Source organism: Marinobacter sp., assembly GCF_041984545.1.
In the GTDB taxonomy this organism is placed as follows: Bacteria; Pseudomonadota; Gammaproteobacteria; order Pseudomonadales; family Oleiphilaceae; genus Marinobacter.
Window position 1 is genome coordinate 87,526 of the sequence record NZ_JBHIXV010000006.1, and the last position, 19,147, is coordinate 106,672.

General features: G+C 60.2%; 18 protein-coding genes and 1 tRNA gene. 6 read left to right on the forward strand and 13 right to left on the reverse strand.

What is annotated here, in order from left to right; genetic code table 11:
- Positions 1–16: 16 nt before the first annotated feature.
- The 3 genes from rplI (at position 17) to alr (ending at position 3,179) form a co-directional block, all read left to right on the forward strand.
- A complete protein-coding gene (gene rplI / locus ACFC20_RS04655; RefSeq protein WP_091991708.1) occupies positions 17–463 on the forward strand; it encodes a 50S ribosomal protein L9 in 447 nt (148 codons plus the stop codon).
- 233 nt (positions 464–696) lie between these two features.
- On the forward strand, positions 697–2,103 hold the full coding sequence (gene dnaB, locus ACFC20_RS04660; protein WP_375191984.1) for a replicative DNA helicase: 1,407 nt from the start codon (positions 697–699) through the stop codon (positions 2,101–2,103).
- Positions 2,103–3,179 carry an alanine racemase gene (alr, locus tag ACFC20_RS04665; RefSeq protein WP_375191985.1) on the forward strand — a complete coding sequence of 359 codons (1,077 nt, stop codon included), beginning with the start codon at positions 2,103–2,105 and terminating at the stop codon, positions 3,177–3,179. The genes dnaB and alr overlap by 1 nt, the downstream gene beginning before the upstream one ends.
- 18 nt (positions 3,180–3,197) lie before the next feature.
- On the opposite strand, the gene ACFC20_RS04670 is transcribed toward alr, so the two are convergent.
- Positions 3,198–3,554, reverse strand: coding sequence for a hypothetical protein (locus ACFC20_RS04670; RefSeq protein ID WP_375191986.1), 357 nt, complete (start codon positions 3,552–3,554; stop codon positions 3,198–3,200).
- Positions 3,555–3,720: 166 nt separating this feature from the next.
- Here ACFC20_RS04670 and ACFC20_RS04675 point away from each other — a divergent pair, with 166 nt between their 5' ends.
- Positions 3,721–4,599, forward strand: coding sequence for a sugar nucleotide-binding protein (locus ACFC20_RS04675; RefSeq protein WP_375191987.1), 879 nt, complete (start codon positions 3,721–3,723; stop codon positions 4,597–4,599).
- 32 nt (positions 4,600–4,631) lie between these two features.
- Here ACFC20_RS04675 and fnr read toward each other — a convergent pair whose 3' ends face one another.
- The 3 genes from fnr to ylqF all read right to left on the reverse strand — a co-directional run bounded on the left by fnr (position 4,632) and on the right by ylqF (position 7,723).
- Positions 4,632–5,381 carry a fumarate/nitrate reduction transcriptional regulator Fnr gene (gene fnr, locus ACFC20_RS04680; RefSeq protein ID WP_375191988.1) on the reverse strand — a complete coding sequence of 250 codons (750 nt, stop codon included), beginning with the start codon at positions 5,379–5,381 and terminating at the stop codon, positions 4,632–4,634.
- 147 nt (positions 5,382–5,528) lie between these two features.
- Positions 5,529–6,743, reverse strand: a complete 1,215-nt coding sequence (gene fabB, locus ACFC20_RS04685) for a beta-ketoacyl-ACP synthase I (protein ID WP_375191989.1) — start codon at positions 6,741–6,743, stop codon at positions 5,529–5,531.
- A 110-nt stretch (positions 6,744–6,853) separates the two neighbouring features.
- Complete coding sequence (gene ylqF / locus ACFC20_RS04690; protein ID WP_375191990.1) at positions 6,854–7,723, reverse strand: ribosome biogenesis GTPase YlqF; 870 nt, start codon at positions 7,721–7,723, stop codon at positions 6,854–6,856.
- A 242-nt stretch (positions 7,724–7,965) separates the two neighbouring features.
- Between ylqF and ACFC20_RS04695 the strand changes: the two genes are divergently transcribed.
- Entirely contained in the window at positions 7,966–8,433 is a 468-nt protein-coding gene (locus ACFC20_RS04695) for a Spy/CpxP family protein refolding chaperone (protein WP_375191991.1), read from the forward strand.
- 418 nt (positions 8,434–8,851) lie between these two features.
- On the opposite strand, the gene ACFC20_RS04700 is transcribed toward ACFC20_RS04695, so the two are convergent.
- The 5 genes from ACFC20_RS04700 to ACFC20_RS04720 form a co-directional block, all read right to left on the reverse strand.
- The gene (locus ACFC20_RS04700) at positions 8,852–11,353 is read right to left on the reverse strand and encodes an RND family transporter (RefSeq protein ID WP_375191992.1); all 2,502 of its coding nucleotides are present in this window, start codon (positions 11,351–11,353) and stop codon (positions 8,852–8,854) included.
- 48 nt (positions 11,354–11,401) lie between these two features.
- On the reverse strand, positions 11,402–12,622 hold the full coding sequence (locus tag ACFC20_RS04705; protein ID WP_375191993.1) for a methyl-accepting chemotaxis protein: 1,221 nt from the start codon (positions 12,620–12,622) through the stop codon (positions 11,402–11,404).
- A gap of 8 nt (positions 12,623–12,630) precedes the next feature.
- On the reverse strand, positions 12,631–13,686 hold the full coding sequence (gene lipA, locus ACFC20_RS04710) for a lipoyl synthase (protein ID WP_375183422.1): 1,056 nt from the start codon (positions 13,684–13,686) through the stop codon (positions 12,631–12,633).
- A 174-nt stretch (positions 13,687–13,860) separates the two neighbouring features.
- Complete coding sequence (locus ACFC20_RS04715) at positions 13,861–15,138, reverse strand: O-acetylhomoserine aminocarboxypropyltransferase/cysteine synthase family protein (protein WP_375183423.1); 1,278 nt, start codon at positions 15,136–15,138, stop codon at positions 13,861–13,863.
- Positions 15,139–15,233: 95 nt separating this feature from the next.
- On the reverse strand, positions 15,234–15,416 hold the full coding sequence (locus ACFC20_RS04720; protein ID WP_375183424.1) for a hypothetical protein: 183 nt from the start codon (positions 15,414–15,416) through the stop codon (positions 15,234–15,236).
- Between the two features lie 255 nt (positions 15,417–15,671).
- Between ACFC20_RS04720 and ACFC20_RS04725 the strand changes: the two genes are divergently transcribed.
- Positions 15,672–16,397 (forward strand): hypothetical protein, encoded by a 726-nt coding sequence (locus ACFC20_RS04725; RefSeq protein ID WP_375191994.1) that lies wholly within the window; start codon positions 15,672–15,674, stop codon positions 16,395–16,397.
- An 80-nt stretch (positions 16,398–16,477) separates the two neighbouring features.
- On the opposite strand, the gene ACFC20_RS04730 is transcribed toward ACFC20_RS04725, so the two are convergent.
- From ACFC20_RS04730 to ACFC20_RS04745, 4 genes are all read right to left on the reverse strand, one after another.
- Positions 16,478–16,554, reverse strand: a tRNA-Met gene (locus ACFC20_RS04730).
- 91 nt (positions 16,555–16,645) lie between these two features.
- Positions 16,646–17,737, reverse strand: coding sequence for a redox-regulated ATPase YchF (gene ychF / locus ACFC20_RS04735; protein WP_091991681.1), 1,092 nt, complete (start codon positions 17,735–17,737; stop codon positions 16,646–16,648).
- Between the two features lie 81 nt (positions 17,738–17,818).
- Positions 17,819–18,409, reverse strand: a complete 591-nt coding sequence (pth, locus tag ACFC20_RS04740) for an aminoacyl-tRNA hydrolase (protein WP_375191995.1) — start codon at positions 18,407–18,409, stop codon at positions 17,819–17,821.
- Positions 18,410–18,439: 30 nt separating this feature from the next.
- A complete protein-coding gene (locus ACFC20_RS04745; RefSeq protein ID WP_375191996.1) occupies positions 18,440–19,084 on the reverse strand; it encodes a 50S ribosomal protein L25/general stress protein Ctc in 645 nt (214 codons plus the stop codon).
- Positions 19,085–19,147: the final 63 nt, after the last annotated feature.

Below are 19,147 nucleotides of genomic sequence, written 5' to 3' on the forward strand. Positions count from 1 at the left end.
CGAAGAGGTTAACGAGATGGAAGTTATTCTGCTCGAGAAAGTAGCAAACCTTGGCGCCCTGGGTGACAAGGTCAAGGTCAAGGCCGGTTACGGTCGTAATTTCCTGCTTCCCTATGGCAAGGCCGTTCCTGCCACCGAAGCAAACCTGAAGGCGTTCGAAGAGCGTCGCGCCGAGCTTGAGAAGGCTGCAGCTGAGAAGCTGGCCGCTGCCCAGGCCCGTGCCGAAGCCCTGGAAGGCGCCTCCTTCACCATCACTTCCAAGGCAGGTGAGGAAGGCAAGCTGTTCGGTTCCATCGGTGTCCGTGACATCGCTGACGCCGTTACTGCCGGTGGCACTGAAATCGAGAAGAGCGAAGTTCGTCTGCCGGAAGGCCCGATCCGGGTGACTGGCGAGTACGACATCGAGCTTCAGCTGCACTCCGATGTGGAAGTGACCATCAAGCTGGCGGTTGTTGCCGAGTAATCCGCTTTCCCCGGAAGGTGGATCGGGACTCTCTCCCGACCCGGTAGATTGCTGGCGGCCCTAGCCGCCTCTGCGGAGGCGGTACCAGGCCGGTCCAACAGGCCCGATCCGCCCCTGGCGGCTTTCGGGCCTGTTGCTGTCTGATATCCTGTTACCTTGCTGTAACCCTCTCCCATTGTCGCCACAGGTCGCTTACACTGTTGTGGTTCCGACGTCCAACTGAAGAAGTGTGCATGGCCAAGCCCAATCTCAAGCCCGCGAGTACCGATCTCGAAACCAGTCGTATCAAGGTTCCGCCGCATTCCGTGGAAGCCGAGCAGGCGGTCCTGGGTGGCCTGATGCTCGATAACCGGCGCTTCGACGAAATCTCCGAAGTGATCTCGGCCGCCGACTTCTATCGCCAGGATCATCGGCTCATCTTCGGCGCCGTGGAGCGCCTGGCCAGCGAAAACGAACCCCTGGACGTGGTTACCCTGGCGGAGTTTCTGGAGCGGGCCGGCGACATCGAAGATGCCGGCGGCCTGGCCTATCTGGCTGAACTTGCCGAGAAAACGCCCGGGGCAGCCAATATCCGGGCCTATGCCGACATCGTCCGGGAACGTTCCATCCTGCGCCAGCTGGTGGAGGTATCGGGCAAGATCTCTGACTCCGCCTTCAATCCCCAGGGCCGCAACAGCAACGAGATCCTCGACGAGGCCGAGCGCAGTGTGTTCCAGATTGCCGAGGCCCGGGTCAAGGAGGGCTCCGGCCCCCAGGCCATCAATCCGATTCTGGCCAAGACCCTGAGCCGGATTGAGGAATTGTTCGAATCCGGCGAGCAGACCACGGGCCTGACCACGGGTTTCAAGGACCTGGACGAACAGACGTCCGGCATGCAGCCTTCAGACCTGATCATCGTGGCCGGTCGACCCTCCATGGGTAAGACCACCTTTGCCATGAACATTGTGGAGAACGCCCTGATCAGCACCGGCACGCCGGTACTGGTGTTCAGTATGGAGATGCCCGCGGACGCCCTGGCCATGCGTATGCTCTCCTCCCTGGGGCGAATCGACCAGACCAAGGTGCGCGGCGGCAAGCTCGAGGAAGACGACTGGCCCCGGCTGACCTCGGCGGTCAGCCTGCTCAAGGACAAACCGCTGTACATTGATGACACGCCGGGCCTGAGCCCGACGGAAATGCGCTCCCGGGCACGTCGCATTGCCCGTGAGAACGACGGCAAGATTGGCCTGATCATGGTCGACTACCTGCAGTTGATGCGGGTGCCGGGCAACACCGAGGGACGGACCGCCGAGATTTCGGAAATCTCCCGGTCACTCAAAGGTATTGCCAAAGAACTGAGCTGCCCGGTGGTGGCCCTGTCGCAGCTGAACCGAAGCCTGGAGCAACGGCCCAACAAGCGCCCGGTCAACTCGGACCTGCGGGAGTCCGGCGCCATCGAGCAGGATGCTGACGTCATCATGTTCGTGTACCGGGATGAGGTCTACAACGAAGACACGCCCGACAAGGGCATTGCCGAAATCATCATCGGCAAGCAGCGGAACGGGCCGATCGGCACCATCCGCCTGGCGTTCATCGGCAAGTACACCAAATTCGAGGACCTGGCCCACGGCGATTACAGCGATTACGGCGGGGAGTATTGATGCCACGCCCGACCGTCGCGCGGATTGATCTGGAGGCCCTGCGCCACAACTACAGCACTGCCTGTCAGCGGGCCGGTAACGCCCGGGTGATGGCGGTGGTCAAGGCCGACGGATACGGGCACGGCATTGCCCGGGTGGCTTCCGCGCTGGCTGATCTGGCGCCGAAATACGCGGTTGCCTGTCTTGAGGAAGCCGTGGCTATTCGCGAGGCGGGGTTGGCACAGCCGGTGGTGTTGCTGCAGGGGGTGCACGCCGAACCAGACCTTGCCAACTGTGCAGAGCAGGGCTTCGAGCCGGTGCTGCACAGTTGGCAGCAACTGACCTGGCTGGCCGACTCCCGGAACCGGCCCAGACTTTGGCTAAAGGTCAACTCGGGTATGAACCGGCTGGGTTTTCACCCTGAAGAGTTAGCAAACGTCATGCAAAGGCTTGATCGGGCCGGGGCGCTGGCAACGTTTGAGGGGTTCGTGACTCACTTTGCCTGCGCCGATGACGTGGACAGCTCCATGACGGTAAGGCAGACCGAGGTGTTCGAGCAGGCCACGGCGGCCTGGCCGGACCGTATGCGCAGCGTTGGCAACTCGGCAGCCCACTTCCTTCCGGGGCAACCGCTGTACGACTGGAGTCGGCCCGGCATCATGCTGTATGGCGGCTCTCCGATGATCGGCAAGACCGGTCGGCAGCTGGGCCTGGAGCCGGTCATGTCTCTGGAAGCACCACTGATCAGTACCCGAATGGTGCCCGCTGGCGAGTCGGTGGGCTATGGCGCCAGTTGGGTGGCCGACCGGGACACCCGGATGGGCATGGTGGCGATTGGCTATGGCGATGGCTACCCGCGGCATGCCGGCACCAACACGCCGGCGGCGATCAACGGCCAGCGCATCCGGCTGATCGGGCGGGTATCGATGGATATGCTCGCGGTGGACCTGACCGGAGCGCCAGACGCGAAGGAGGGCGACAGCGTCGAGCTCTGGGGCAGCACGGTAGGCGTTGATGAAGTGGCCACCTATGCCGGCACCATAGCCTACGAACTTTTGACCGGTATTACCGCCCGGGTAAGACGGCAATACCGCTAGCGTTCACCGGCTGGGCGTTCAGGCCGGTTCCGGCTCGTGAATGATATCCTCGATAAAATCGAGAATGGCGGCCAGGCTCTGGTCGTCGAGCTTTTTCAGCACCTTGTGAACGACCATCTTGCTGCCCTTGAGCATGCTGCCAATGCCCATCCTGGCCATGCCCATCATCATGTTGCTGGCGTGCAGACGACGTAGCGGCTCAAGAAAAAAGAAGTCCAGACCTTGTTCGGTCATGTCCACGATCAGGTTGAACAGTTTATCGATGGCTTCCTTGTCGGCCTTGCCCCGTTCGCGCAGCTCATTCACGGTATACAGGGCGCGGGTGCGCAGATCATCGGGAATCGGGGCGACAATGTGGCTTTGTTGTTTCAGCATGACGGTTCCTGTTGTTGTATGCTCTTGAAAGCGATAGCAAAGCGCCTATCACAGACACGAAAGTTTCAGACTGGGCTCCAGTTTAGAGACCGGACGGTGGAAGCCATTGGCCAGACCGGTTCCGGACAACCGTCATATCAGTGATATCCGGAGGCATTGACTCCTTGTGCATGTACTTGTAGTTCACGATTACGGCCCCTTGGGGAAGGTTTTGCTGGAACGCCTGCGACAGACGCACCTGCAGGTCAGCCCGCTGCTGGTCAGCGATCCTTCCAACGCCGATCTCAAGGCCCTGGAGAACTGGATACCCGAGGATACCGACCTGATTGTAAATGCCCTCTGGATGGCCGATCCTGAAGTGGCGGAGAGCGACCCGGAGAGTGCCCACCTGGCTGCGTTTTCGCTGCCGGTGGCCATGGCCGAGTTCGCCCGGGATCGTGGCATGGCACTGATCCAGCTGTCGTCCTGCTATGTGTTCGACGGTCGCAAGCAAAGCGGCTATATCACCTCCAACCCCGGTCAGCCGGTCAATGAGCTGGGCAACTGGCAGTGGGAGTGTGAACAGGCCTTGAGGACGCTCTTGCCCAGGCACATCATCCTGCGCACGGGATGGAGCCTGGCGCGGTTCATCCGCAAGGTGCAGGCCAGCACCGGTGCCAATGTGACCCTGTCATTGCCGGGACGCTGTCGGGGACAGCCGGTGGCGGTACGGGATCTGGCGAGGGTGATTGCGGCGATGGTGTTGCAGATCGACTGCGGGGCAGAGGTCTGGGGTACCTATCAATACGCCGGGGCGGAGGAAATAAACCTGTACGAGCTGGGCCTGGCCATTGCCGGATTGCCGGGAATTCCGGAGGGTATCCGCGTGGTGGATGCAGTGCCGGATTGGGGAAACCTGGAGCCGCTGAACACAACCCTGGTGTGTACCAAGATCCGCAATACCTTCGGAATCAAGCAGTTTCCCTGGCGCTCTGGGCTGGTGGACGAGCTGGCGACGCTCAGGCAGACCAACGGCAGGGAAGTGGAGGGAGAAGCCACCAGCTGAAAAGTTGGTGGCAAGGGCCCGTTAGCAGGTTCTCAGGTGTTGCACTGCCTGGAGAACTCACGAGTCACCATCTGCAGTGCCTCGACATCCAGCAGTTCGACTTCACGCCCCCGAGCCTTGATGATTCCCTGATTCTGAAACCGGGTAAATACCCGGCTGACGGTTTCGACGGCCAATCCCAGGAAATTGGCAATGTCGTTTCTGGCCATCGGCAGGCTGAAGTTGGTGGGTGACATGCGTCGACGCCGGAACCGGCTGGACAGGGACAGCAGCAGCGCCGCGATACGCTCTTCCGCCGTGTTCTTGCTCAACAGCATGGCTAACTGGTGACTGTTCTGGATTTCCTGGCTCATCAGGTGGTACATGTGGTGCTGCAGTTCCGGCAGCTTGACGGTCAGGTCTTCGAGCTTGTCCACCGGAAACTCGCACACGCTGGTGCGCTCCAGGGCCTTTGCCGTGCAGGCGTAGTGACTGCCACCAATGCTGTCGAGGCCAATCAGCTCGCCTGGCATGAAGAACCCGGTTACCTGCTCTTCACCACCCTCGGTGATAATAGAGGTCTTGACCGAGCCGCTCTTGACCGCAAAACAGGAGCGAAAGGGCGTGCTCTGATCAAAAATGTGTTCACCCCGGTTAAAGATGCGCCCCTGCTGGACAATGTCCTCCAGCCTGTCGAGGTCGTTCTCCTCGATCGCCAGCGGCAGGCAGAGGTTACTCAGGCTGCACTGGTGGCAGGATGCTTTCAGGGGAGACGCTTGACGAAAGGGGATACTCTGGGCCATGGGGAGAGCAGTGTCCGAATTGATCCTTATCAAGCTCTCACCTTAATACGGATCGCTGTACTTGCCAATGATCGAGACGAACGATCTTAGATTATAATTTTATAACATAAGGGCCCGAAGGCCCTTATCAAAGCGCTCGCGCCCAGCTCAGTCCTGGAGTCTCTCGAAAACCAGCGACGCATTGGTGCCGCCAAAGCCGAAACTGTTCGACATCACGGTGTTCAGGGTCGCTTCTTTGCTCTCGGGCCCGACAATCGGCAGGTCGCCGATTTTCTCATCCGGCGTCGCCAGGTTTTTGGTGCCAGCGATAAAGCCGTGCTCCAGCATCAGCAGGGAATAAATGGCCTCCTGAACACCGGCGGCGCCAAGAGAGTGGCCCGAAAGGGACTTGGTGGAAGAAATGGCCGGAATGTCGGTGCCAAAGGTCTTGCGCACCGCACCCATCTCGGCAACGTCGCCCACGGGCGTGCTGGTGCCGTGAGCGTTGATGTAGTCGATCTTGCTGCGGATGGTGGCCATGGCCTGCTGCATGCAGCGCTGGGCACCCTCACCGGAGGGGGCTACCATGTCATAGCCGTCGGAGGTGGCACCGTAGCCGGTAAGCTCCGCGATGATAGTCGCTCCGCGCTTCTTCGCGTGCTCCAGTTCCTCGAGCACCACCATGCCTCCGCCACCGGCAATGACAAAACCGTCGCGACCGGTATCGAAAGGCCGTGAGGCGGTGTCCGGGGCGTCATTGTATTTGGTGGAGAGCGCGCCCATGGCGTCGAACATCATGGTCAGGCTCCAGTCCTCTTCTTCACCGCCGCCAGCGAAAACGATGTCCTGCTTGCCGGCCTGGATCTGCTCCATGGCGTGGCCAATGCAGTGGGCGCTGGTGGCACAGGCTGAAGACATGGAATAGTTCACGCCGCGAATCTTGAAGGCGGTAGCGAGACACGCAGAGACGGTGCTGGTCATGATCCGGGGCACCATGTACGGGCCAATGCGTTTCACGCCCTTCTCGCGCATGATATCGGTGGCTTCTACCTGGCTGGAGCAGGAAGCGCCTCCGGATCCGGCGATCAGGCCGGTGCGGTCGTTCGAGATCAGGTCTTCAGTCAGGCCCGCCTGGGCAATGGCCTGTTCCATAGCCAGGAAACTGTACATGGCCGAAGGGCCCATGAAGCGGCGGATCTTGCGGTCGATAACGGAGGTATCGACATCCACGGAACCGGCAATCTGGCTGCGAAAGCCCATCTCCCTGTAGGTTTCATTGAAGCGGATGCCGGATTTCCCCTGCTTCAGGCTCTGCGTTACCTCGTCCAGTGAATTGCCGAGGCAGGACACAATGCCCATGCCGGTGACGACGACGCGTCTCATACATTCCTCCTTACCGGCCGACCCGATTGGCCAACCCTGTGATCATTTACCCTGTCCGACAGTCTAGGCTGTTTGCGCCGGATACGATATTTGACCTTGGTAAGGGGCGGTTACTCGCCGGCTTCTTCCAGTTCGCGTCGCTCCCGCTCCACCATCTCCGGCGTTTCCAGGGAGATGCGCCCGAGTGTGCCGGCCCGGAATTCGTTCAACAGCACCTCGGACACCTTGTGCAGGTCGGGCACGCCTCCGCGACTGAAAAACCGGCGTTTGGCTGCGATGCCGTCCATCAGCGCCAGTCCATCCCGGGGCAGTTCCTCAAAGCCGTAGCGGGCTTTGACCAGTTTCGGATAGGCGGCCAGCAGAAAGTCGGCCTCAAAAAGGGCAACATCCTCGAAATCGAGCACCGCGCTTCGTATTGCACCGGTGATCGCCAACCGGTAGCCGCAGGCCTCGGGCGACAGCTTGGGCCAGAGAAAGCCGGGCGTGTCGTAAAGCAGAATGTTGTGGGGCAATTTGATGGCCTGTTGCGCCCGGGTCACCGCCGGCTCGTTACCGGTCTTGGCAGCCGGTCGACCGGCCAGGGTATTGATCAGCGTGGACTTGCCCACGTTGGGAATGCCCAGGATCATCACCCGCAGCGCGCTCTTCTGCCGATCGTGGGTCGGGGTCATGGCCTCGGCCAGTTTCAGAATGTCGAGGGCCTCGTTGCGCTGGTTGTGGGTGAGGGTAACCGCCCGCACCCCGCGCTCTTTCTCCAGCCAGGTCTGCCACTGGGAGGTCACCTCCGGATCGGCCAGATCCCGCTTGTTCAGCACCTTGATCAGCGGGGTATCGCCGCGCAGGGCCGGCACCAACGGATTTTCGCTACTGAACGGAATGCGCGCGTCCAGAACCTCGATGATGAGATCCATCTGCGGCATGACTTTCTTGATCTCCTTGCGGGCCTTGTGCATGTGCCCTGGAAACCAGTTGATGGCCATTGTGTTGCTCCGGGAATGAATAAACGGCGCCATTATGAAGCGGAATGACCAAACTTTCACATTTGTTTGAACCCCCGTGTGTGGCGGGATCTGGCCCGGGTTTCTGCGAAGTATGTATAAAAAGAGGGCTGATCGGGGTGAAAACCGGTAGGCGTATGCTTTAGGGTGTAGGTCCTGAACGATGAAACCAACGCACCGAGGTGGTCCCAAGGCAGCGACCACCAACAGTAACGGAGACATTTATGAAACTTGGAAAACTGTTTGGTACCGCACTGGTTGCCCTGAGCCTGTCCGTTCCGGCCATGGCCCAGCAGGCCTCTGGCGGGCAACCGGATCAGGTTGACCAGTTGGCCCAGATGGTGGGGCTGACCGAAGACCAGCAAAAGGAAATCCGCGCGATCATCGATGAGATGCAGGGTGAGATCGGAGAACTGCGCCAGGAAGCCCGTGCGCTGCAGCAGCAGATGCAGAGCGAGATCAAGTCGGACTTTGATGAAGGAGCGATCCGCGAGAAAGCGGAGAAGCTGGGCGACCTGACCGGTGAAATTGCCGCGCTGTCCACGCTCATGCAGGCGAAAGTGGATAATGTGTTCACCCAGGAGCAGCGTGACGAGCTGGACAAGCGTATGCAGCAGATGCAGCAGCAAATGCAGCAGCGTCGTCAGATGCAACAGCAGATGCAGCAGGGGCAAGGTCAGGGCATGCAGTAAGCCTGACTTTCAGTCAGACCTGTTGTTGGAGAAGGGCCGCATCCTTGGGTGTGGCCCTTTTTTTCGGTTGGTAGCCTGCTGGTTTGGCGGGAGGAACAGGGGTGTTGGCCCCTCCCAAAAAACGCTACGAGCACATCCATGTGCGCTTGGCTGTGGCCATCCTTGGCCACAGACATTTTTGGGAGGGGCCAACACCCCTGTTCTGCAGAGCCCACGTTTATACCAACCGAATGGTTTGCCGGCCTGGAGCTTGGCTGGTCCGTTTGTCTCCTATCACTCTGAAGTTCGGAGCTTGGCGGGTGTAGGCCTTTGCCAGAATGTCGGCGGCCATGGATGGCCGACGTCAAGCGCACATGGATGTGCTCGTAGCGGTTCTGGCAAAGGCCTACACCCGCCGAGCTACCACCCAGCAAGAAGGCTAAGAGCCCAAGCCCGAAGCCCCACCCAAGCCAAAGGGCTTAACGAGAACAATGAGCCGAGGCAGCAGGGTAAGCGCTCCGACCAGGGCCATGAACATGGCAAACCCGGTAAACAGCCCAAAGTAGATGGTCGGGATAAAGTTCGACAGCACCAGAATCGAGAACCCGGAGATGATCGTCAGCGAGGTGAAGAACATCGCCTGGCCGATGCTTCGGTGGCAGCGGTGCATGGTGGCGATGTAGTCGCCGTCTTTCCGGAACTCGGTTTTGAAGCGGTGGATGTAGTGGATGGTGTCGTCCACCGCGATGCCCACCGTGATGGCAGCCACGGTGATGGTCATCATGTCCAGGGGGATGTCCAGCCAGCCCATCAGGCCCAGCACCGAGCCGGCGGCGATGAGGTTGGGAGCGATGCCGATCAGGGCCAGTTTCAGGGAGCGGAACAGGATCAGGAACATCAGCATGATGGCCACAAACACCACGCCGATGGTCTTGATCTGGGAATCAAACAGGCTCTGCAGCATGTTGTTGTACATCACCGTCATGCCGGCCAGCATGATCTGGTCCTGGTCGTAGCCCAGTTCCGTGGTCAGGTGGTTGCGGATCCGGTTCAGGAGGGCTTCCCGCTTCAGATCCGGCATGGTTTCCAGAATGCGGACGCTGAACCTGGCCTGGTCGTGCTCCTCAGAGATGTACGGCGTCAGCAGCACATCCTGCAGATCGTCGGGCACGGCTGCCGGTACGAAGGCGAGCTCGAGGGCGTTCAGGGGTTCGCCTTCGTTGATCCTCGCCAGCAGTTTCAGGGTGGTGTTGATGGACAGCACCTTGCCGGTTTCCGGCAGGCCGTCCAGGTATTCGTGAACCGCCTCCAGTTCCTGCATTTTCTGGTAGGTGTACCAGGTGTCCCGGTATTCCTCGCCTGCGCCGCAGTCCTCCACGAACGGGTCGCAGTCGCTGGCAAACGGATCGCCGCCTGCGCCCTCGGGGGGCGGGTCGTCGGTGATCACCACATCCAGAGGCGTGGTGCCACCCAGACGGTTGTCGATGGTGATCATGCCCTGGTGTATTTCGGTGGAGGGTTTGAAGTAGTCGATGAAGCTGTTCTCAACCGACAGCCGGGTCAGGCCGACCACGCACAATGCTGCAATCACCGCAGATCCGACCAGCACAGTATTGCCGAAGCGTTCGGTGAAGCGGGCAAAGGCGTCGGTAAAGGGCACCCGGTTGGCGGTGACATGGCTGTCGATAGGCGGTGGCAGCAGGGACAGCAGCGCCGGGAATATGAGGAAGGTGATCAGGAACGCCACGGTCAGCCCAAGGGTCATCATCCAGCCAAAATCAATGACCGGGCGAATACCGCTGAAAGTCAGGGAGCCGAAGGCGACGATGGTGGTGATGGCCATGTAGAAGCAGGGTTTGATCATTGCCAGCACCGTGTTGCGCAGCGTCTCCCGGGGGCTGGCCTGGGGTTCGTCGTGCTGGAATTCCCGGTAGCGCACGATCAGGTGGATGGTGAGCGACAGGGTCATAATCAGCAGCAGGGAAATGAAGTTCGATGAGATGACCGTCACCGGCCACTGGGTCCAGCCCAGGAAGCCGATCATCAGCCATACCGTGAAGCCGCAACACAGCATGGGCACCAGTACCCAGCGCCACTGGCGGAAGATGATGGCCAGTGTCAGCAGCAGGAAGGCCAGCACGCCCAGGCCAAAGGTGGACAGGTCGTTCTCGATGAAGCGGATCATGTCGGCCACGATCATCGGCACGCCGCCCAGGTGGATCTCGGCGTGATCACGGTACTTGTCCAGAATGTCCCGCACGGTCCGGATAGTGGCTTCCCGTTCCACGCCCAGGGTTTCGGTATAGTCGATGAACGCCTGCTGGACCCGCTCCAGCTCGGCCAGTTCGGATTCCGAGGCGTTACCGGTACTGGCCTTGTCCCGCAGATCATTGCGTGCCCTGAGCAGCTCGAAGTAGCGATCCGGTGTCGGCAGGTTGACCTGAATGGCGGTGGTGCGGCCATCTTCACTGATAAGCAGGTTGGGGTAGAGCGGGTTGTTCAGCAACGCCTGCCTGGCCGTGTCTGGTGGCACGTCGTGCTGGTCAAGGGTTTTGATCTCGCTGTCGACGGTGTCGAGGGTGAGGTCAGGACTGTGCAACAGGGGTACGCTGAGGATGCTGTTGGTGGAGCCCACGGCGTCCAGCGCCTGCAGTTCATCGCGCAGGCTGGCGAGCCGCGCAAGCCCTTCCTCGGAGAACAGTTCACCATCGGGCGTGTAGGTCACCACCAGGAAGTCATCGGAGGTGGTAAAGCGGCGGTTGACCTGGCGGTACTGTTCCAGTGACCGGTCGTTTTCAAGTACCAGGGATTCGGCGGAGGCGTCCAGACGGAACTCGCTGAACCGCAGTGCCGCGAGGGCGAGCAGCGCCCCGAAAACGGCCAGCACAAGCAATGGGTGTGGAAGGATCAGGCGATCATACAGGGCGCGAAGACGATTCATGAACCACTACTCTGCCGGTGAAAACGAGTGCAGAGTGTGCCACAAACCTCAGTGAACCGTGACCTTTGAACCCGCTTCTTCGAGAGAATCGATCAGTTGCTTCAGCCGAAGACTCATATCGGCGCTCTCGGCGAGCTGGGTGACCATGTTCTGGGTGGTTTCGCGAATTCCCTGGACATTGGCCAGCACGTCGTCGGTACCGGCGGTCTGGTGCGCTGAGACGTTGGCGATTTCCTGGTTGGTCTGGTCGATGCGGCCCACCACTTCGTTGATGGCTTCCAGGGCGCGGCGTCCCTGTTCAGATTCCTCAACGCAGCGGGTGGCGTCCTCGGAGCTGCCTGTCATCTGCTGCACGGCGGTGTCCATGGCTGCCAGCAGGCGGTCAATGGTGCCCTGGATCTGGTCGGTGGAGTCCTGAACCCGCTGGGCCAGCTTGCGAACTTCGTCGGCCACAACCGCGAATCCCCGGCCCTGCTCACCGGCCCGGGCTGCCTCGATGGCGGCGTTCAGGGCCAGCAGGTTGGTCTGCTCGGCGATACCGCGAATTTCGGTAACGGCATGACTGATCGCGTGGCTGTTTTCGGCGAGGGCCTCGACACTGCTGGCGGAGCTGCGCACCACGTCCGCCAGCCGGCGAATACTGTCGGCACTCTGGCCCACCCGCTGGCTGCCATCCCGTGCGGTATCCCGGGCTTCGTGGGACAGGGTTTTGGCAATACCGGCCTGTTCAGCAATGCCGGTAAAGCTCTGCAGCATGGTCTCGATGACTTCCGCCGAGCGGTCGGCACCGGCCTGCTGCCGGCTAAGGTCGTCCCGTCGGGCCTCGGCGGCGGTGGTGAGTTCCTGAACTTCGTGATGCAGACGATCAATGGCCTCCTTCATGCTTCGAACCACCGTGCCCGTGCGGTCCTGCATGGCGTTGAAGGCACTGGCCATCTGGCCGATCTCATCGGTGGAGTCCACGTGGGCCCGCTCGCTGAGATTGCCCGAGCCCTGGACAGAAACCATGGTGTCTTTCAGGCGGTTGACATGCCGCTCGATAAAAGAGATCAACAGCTGCGAGCCGGCCATCTCCAGAACCATCAGCACCGCGACCACGAGGGCAAACCCCGGCGCGGTATCGCGGAAGACATCGGCAAAAGGCCGACCGGTTTGCCCGGCCATGGTATCCATGGCGTAGAGCACCAGAAGGCAGAGAACTGCAAAAACGACAATGTTCAGCAACCAGAACTTGTACTTCAGCCGGGCATTTCGCAGCAATGTGAGCATGGAGGGTCTCAGTCGATGGCCTTCACCGGTATCTGCATGGCGTTGGAGGTCTGGGGGACCTCGGGCACGGCGAGACCAAGATTGTTTTTGTCGAATACCTTGTCGGCCCGGTAACTGGAGCGAACCATGGGGCCAGAGGGCACTTCCATGAAGCCTTTCTGAAGGCCGATTTCCCGATAGCGGTTGAACTCTTCCGGGGTCACGTAGCGTTCCACCGGCAGGTGATTTTGGGTAGGGCGCAGATACTGGCCCAGGGTCAGGATGTCCACGCCGATGGCACGCAGATCGTCCATGGTTTCGAGGATCTCCTCCTCGGTTTCACCCAGGCCCAGCATCAGGCTGGTTTTGGTGAGCACGTCCGGGCGATGCTTCTTGGCGTGTTCCAGAACCCGCAGGGTTTTCTCATAACCAGCGCGCGGGTCACGCACGCGGCGGGTCAGGCGCTTGACCGTTTCCACATTCTGGGCGAACACGTCCAGGCCGGAATCCACCACTTTTTCGACGTCGGACATGACGGCATCGAAGTCCGGTGTCAGGGCTTCCACCGCCACTTCCGGCGTGCGCCGCTTGATGGCCGACACGCAGGCCGCGTAGTGGGCGGCGCCGCCGTCGTCCAGATCATCCCGGTCAACCGAGGTGAGCACGATGTAGCGCAGGCCCATCAGCTCCACCGACTTGGCCGTGTTCTCCGGCTCTTCAGGATCCAGCCAGCCTTTGGGGTTGCCGGTGTCTACTGCACAGAACTTGCACGCCCGGGTGCACACCGAGCCCATCACCATGATGGTGGCGGTGCCGGCGGTCCAGCATTCACCGATGTTGGGGCAGTGGCTTTCCTGGCACACGGTGCTCAGGCGATGTTCGCTGACGTTCTTGCGCACGGCCTCGTAGCGTTCGCCACCGGGCATGCGTGCCCGCAACCATTTGGGTTTGCGTTGTGGCTTCTGCTCCGCCTCTTCGGCCTCCGGTCTGGAGGAGCGCTTGACGCCGTCCTTGATGGCGGAAAAGCCGTGCTCGCTGCGGAATTTGGAACCACTGGTAACGCGGGGCTTGGCGCTGTCGCTCATTACAACCGGACTCTCAATAAAAACGTGGGGACCGTTAAGAGTAATGGGCTGCCAGATCAGATACAAGGCGGGTAGTGGCAATCACGGGGGTGCAGGGCACGACTTTCGTCGTACCCTTTGATCCTTGTCAAATACGCCCCGTTTCCGGGGCGGGTATACGGCGGCGGGCGTCCCTCAGGCCTGGGCTTTGTCCAGGGCCTGGCTGATATCGGCAATCAGGTCGTCCACGTGTTCAATGCCGATGGACAGGCGCACCAGATCTTCACTCACGCCAGCGCTTCTCAGCTCGTCGGGATTCAGCTGGCGATGGGTGGTGGTGGCCGGGTGGCAGGCCAGGGACTTGGCATCACCAATGTTCACCAGCCGCAGAATCAGCTCCAGGGCGTCGATGAATTTGGCGCCGGCTTCCCGGCCGCCCTTGATGCCAAAGCTCAGGATCCCTGATGCCTTGCCGCCACAGATCTTGTCGCAGGTTGCCTTATAGGGGCTGTTGGCCAGGGTAGCGTAGTTGACCCACTCCACCGCGGGGTGTTCCTGCAGGTAATTGGCCACCTTCTCGGCGTTCTGGCAATGGCGCTCCATACGCAGGGCCAGGGTTTCCAGCCCCTGCATGATCAGGAACGCGTTGAACGGCGCCAGGGCAGCACCGGTGTTGCGCAGGGGTACCACGCGGCAACGCCCGATAAAGGCCGCCGGACCCAGGGCGTCTGTGTAGACCACGCCGTGGTATGAAGGGTCCGGCTCATTGAGCATCGGGAACTTGTCGGCGCTGGCCTTCCAGTCGAACTTGCCGGAATCCACAATCACCCCGGCCACGGTGGTGCCATGCCCGCCAATGTACTTGGTGAGCGAGTGAATCACGATGTCGGCCCCATGATCAAAGGGGCGGCACAGGAAGGGTGTGGCCACGGTGTTATCCACCATCAGCGGAATGCCGTGCTTGTGGGCAATCTCCGCCCAGCGCTGGATATCCACCACGTTGCCCGCCGGGTTGCCGATGGATTCGCAGAAGAGGGCGCGGGTATTGGCATCGATGGCTTTCTCCACGGCGTCAAAATCGTCGTGGCGCACCATTCGGCACTCGATGCCCTGATTTGGCAGCGAATGGGCGAACAGGTTGTAGGTACCACCGTAAAGCTGGCTGGTGCTGACGATGTTGTTACCCACCTTGCAGATGGTCTGCAGGGCATAGGTGATGGCAGCCATGCCCGAGGCCACCGCCAGTGCGCCCACGCCGCCTTCGAGTTCGGTCATCCGCTCTTCAAGCACGGCGTTGGTGGGGTTCATGATGCGGGTATAGATGTTGCCCTGGACCTTCAAGTCGAACAGGTCGGCCCCGTGCTGGGTGTCGTCGAAGGTGTAGGACGTGGTCTGGTAAATCGGCGTGGTGGCGGCCCGGGTGGTGGGGTCGCTCTTGAAGCCTGCGTGCAGGGCGAGAGTTTCCGGTTTCATGTCAACGATCCTTGCTGGTGGTTTGTTGTTCTGGCGTTCAGGACCGAGAGTATGACACAGACTTTACCGGCTAAGCATCGTGGGGGGCATCAGCGTCAGCGGTGACGATTCCGGGCTCGCACGTAGTCGGCTATGGTGGGGTAGAAGAAGATGCCCAGGCAGGCCCAGAACACGCCGATGGACAGCAGGGCGGCCTTTACGCTCGCGCCGGAGAACCCGAGAGCGACGGGCACCAGAACGACGGCCAGGAAAACCGTGAGAGCGTGGCGGGATTTCATAATGCGCACTGCCTTTCATCGCATTGGAGAAAGATTCAATCCTATCCGAATACGGGGCGGGACATTGTCAAAGTTTGTTTAAGTCACGTTCCATTTCTTGCTGTCTCTGGATCACCCTCTTCGGGGCAGTGGAAATTACTGGTGGGGCAACTACAGTTGTGTGCAGGACGCCAACGGATGATCGTCAATCGCAGTAAGACGTCCTGACCGAGTGTTCGTAGTGCATGTAAGGAACGCATGCCGTGGAGTCTTATCATGGATCGAGTTTCCCGTTTGAAGCCAGTCCTGTTTCTCGTCTTGCTTGTTGCCTCCAAGCTTTCATTTGCGAATCCCGAGACACCTTATGTGGTCGGGGTTTTTGAGGGCATTGAGCGCGAGATTGCCGTCGCCGAGGGTGAGCTGGTAGGACGCTTCTCGCCTTACTACGAATGCGTGTTCAGCCGCGTGGAAGGCAATTTCCGATTCGTCGAGATGCCACTCGCCCAGATCCTCTACCAGCTCGACAAGGGTGGAATCGCAGCCGGCTTGCCCCTGGTCCAGACATCGCGACGGGATGAATACGCAGACTTTGGCGGTCTGCTATTTCAGACGGAGTATGTCTATCTGCTGGTTGAAGACCTGCCCCCACTCGATAGTCTGATTGGTCTCCGCTACGGATTCGTCCGTCGGTTTGTGGGCGACCAGCTCTTGAGGGGAGAGGATCCGAGCGTAACTCATGTCTCGGATTGGGGGCAGGCCGTTGAGATGCTGATCCGTGGGCGCGTGGACGTGGTCGTGTTGCCCTGGGTACTCGTTGATTATTACATGGATGGTTTTGAGGGTGACTACTACGAGCGAACAGCTGCCTGGGTCGACCTGTCACTCTACATTTCCCATGAAGGAGCCAGCACCAATCTGACCAATCAAATCAGGCGTTCAGTTCGTGAGTGTCGGTTCATCTCGGAAAAGAAGCCGTTGGGCGCCGACGGCATGGGGCTTTGAGGTCCCGCTATGGAATCCGTTCCCGAGCCGATATGGCACAAAAAAAGCCCGGCGCTTTCGCGACGGGCTTTTCAGAATACTGGTAGCAAGGGGCGGAGTCGAACCGCCGACCCCAGCATTATGAGTGCTGTGCTCTAACCAACTGAGCTACCTTGCCATTTCGTCTCGGGCAACGCCCCAAACGAGGCGCGTATTTTCAGTATTTGGGCCCAGTCTGTCAAGACTTGGGGCTGGTTTTTCCTGAAAAATTACACGTTGAAGCGGAAGTGAATAACGTCGCCGTCCTGGACGATGTAGTCCTTGCCTTCCAGGCGCCACTTGCCGGCATCCTTGGCGCCGGCTTCGCCATTGAACTGCACGAAATCGTCGTAGCTGACCACTTCAGCACGGATGAAGCCGCGCTCGAAGTCGGTGTGGATGACGCCGGCGGCCTGGGGGGCGGTAGCGCCAATTTTCACGGTCCAGGCGCGCACTTCTTTCACGCCGGCGGTGAAGTAGGTCTGCAGGCCCAGGAGGCTGTAGCCGGCGCGGATCACCCGATCCAACCCCGGCTCTTCCATGCCCATTTCATCCAGGAACATGGCTTTTTCATCGTCTTCCAGTTCCGAGATCTCGGCTTCCAGCTTGTTGCAGATGGGCACCACCACGGCGTTTTCGGATTCGGCAATCTTGCGCACGGTGTCCAGGTGCGGATTGTTCTCGAAGCCGTCTTCGTTGACGTTGGCAATGTACATGGTGGGCTTGACGGTGAGCAGGCACAGCTCGCGGATCAGGGCCATCTGGTCCTTGTCGAGGTTCATGCTGCGCACCGGCTTGCCTTCATTCAGAACCGGCAGCAGTTTCTCGAACATCTCGAGCTGGGCCTTGGCTTCCTTGTCGCCGCTCTTGGCGACGCGCTGCACCCGCTTGATGGCTTTCTCCACGGTTTCCAGGTCGGCAAGGGCCAGCTCGGTGTTGATCACGTCGATATCCGAGGCCGGGTCCACTTTGTTGGCCACGTGGATCACGTTGCCGTCCTCGAAGCAGCGTACCACGTGGGCAATGGCGTCGGTCTGGCGGATGTTGGCCAGAAACTGGTTACCCAGGCCTTCACCTTTGGAGGCGCCGGCCACCAGACCCGCGATGTCCACGAATTCCATGGTGGTGGGCACGACCCGCTGGGGTTTGACGATCTCGGCCAGCTTGTTCAGTCGTGGGTCGGGCATGGCCACCACCCCGGCGTTGGGTTCGATGGTGCAGAAGGGGAAGTTTTCCGCGCCGATACCGGATTTGGTCAATGCGTTGAACAAGGTGGATTTGCCGACGTTAGGGAGGCCGACGATGCCGCAGTTAAATCCCATGGAATGCCTCTGCTTCTGCTGGTGCTGAAAATTTGCGCGGATTATACCGGTGTGGGGGTGCGTAAGCGAGTAAGGGGAATGTCAGACCCCGGGTTTGAAACTGTGCAGGCGGTTCATGGCGGCCGGGAGTTTGCCATTGGCTGCATCCGGCAGTACCCGCAGGACTTCATCGATCACGGCGTTGAGTTCTTCGGTTTCCTGTTTGCCCAGGCGGCCAAGTACAAAACCGGTGACTTTTCGGCTGTCGCCGGGATGGCCAATGCCAATGCGCAGCCTCTGGAACTCGTTGGTACCCAGATGGGCGATGGCGTCGCGCAGACCGTTGTGTCCGCCGTGGCCGCCGCCTTTCTTGAGTTTGGCGGTGCCAGGAGGCAGGTCGAGTTCGTCGTGGGCAATAAGAATCTGGTGCGGGGCAATCTTGAAAAAGTCTGCCAGGGCCTTGATGGCCAGGCCGCTGCGATTCATGAACGTGGTGGGGTTGAGCAGATGCAGATCCAGGCCCTGCCACTGAATGCGGGCGTAGAGCCCATGATACTTCTTTTCCGGACGGAGCGTCTGGCCCGCGCTGCGGGCCAGAGCATCGACGAACAGGGCGCCGGCGTTATGGCGGGTATTCTCGTAGTCAGGGCCCGGGTTTCCCAGGCCAACCACCATGAGGATATCCTGTGCCATTTACCGTCGCTCCCGTTCGCGCAGGAGTGATTACTCCTTGTCTTCGCCTTCCTCGCCCTCGTCGCCTTCTTCGGCTTCGTCAGCCTTGGCGCCCTTGGGCTTGTGGATGGAGAGAACCGGCAGGTCGTGGTCTTCGCCCTGCTGCAGAGCCGCAATACGCACGCCCTTGGGCAGTTTCAGGTCGCTCAGGTGAACCACCTGGTCCATTTCCACGCCCATCAGATCCACTTCGATGAACTCGGGCAGATCTTGCGGCAGACAGATGATTTCCACTTCGGTCATCTGGTGGGAAACTACGCCACCCTGAAGCTTCACGGCCGGAGCGGCTTCCTCGTTGAGGAAGTGAACCGGAACGTTCACGTGGATCTCATGGTCCTTGTCGACGCGCAGGAAGTCAGCGTGGGTCAGGATCGGCTTGTACGGGTGACGCTGCAGATCCTTCAGAATCACACTTTCCTTCTTGCCACCAAGCTCGATGGTCAGAATGTGCGAGAAGAATGCTTCGTTTTCCAGGGCCTTTTTCAGTTCGTTGTGCCAGATGGCAACCGGTGTTGCGTCTTTTCCGCCACCATAGATGATGGCCGGAATTTTACGCTCCTCGCGACGCAGGCGGCGGCTCGCACCTCTCCCCTGATCGTCACGAGGAAATGCTTCAATCACAAAATCCTGAGACATGCTATGTACCTCAATCGGCATCTGGAGGGCCCGCGACCAGGCTGGCTCCGGATGCTGTTCTCG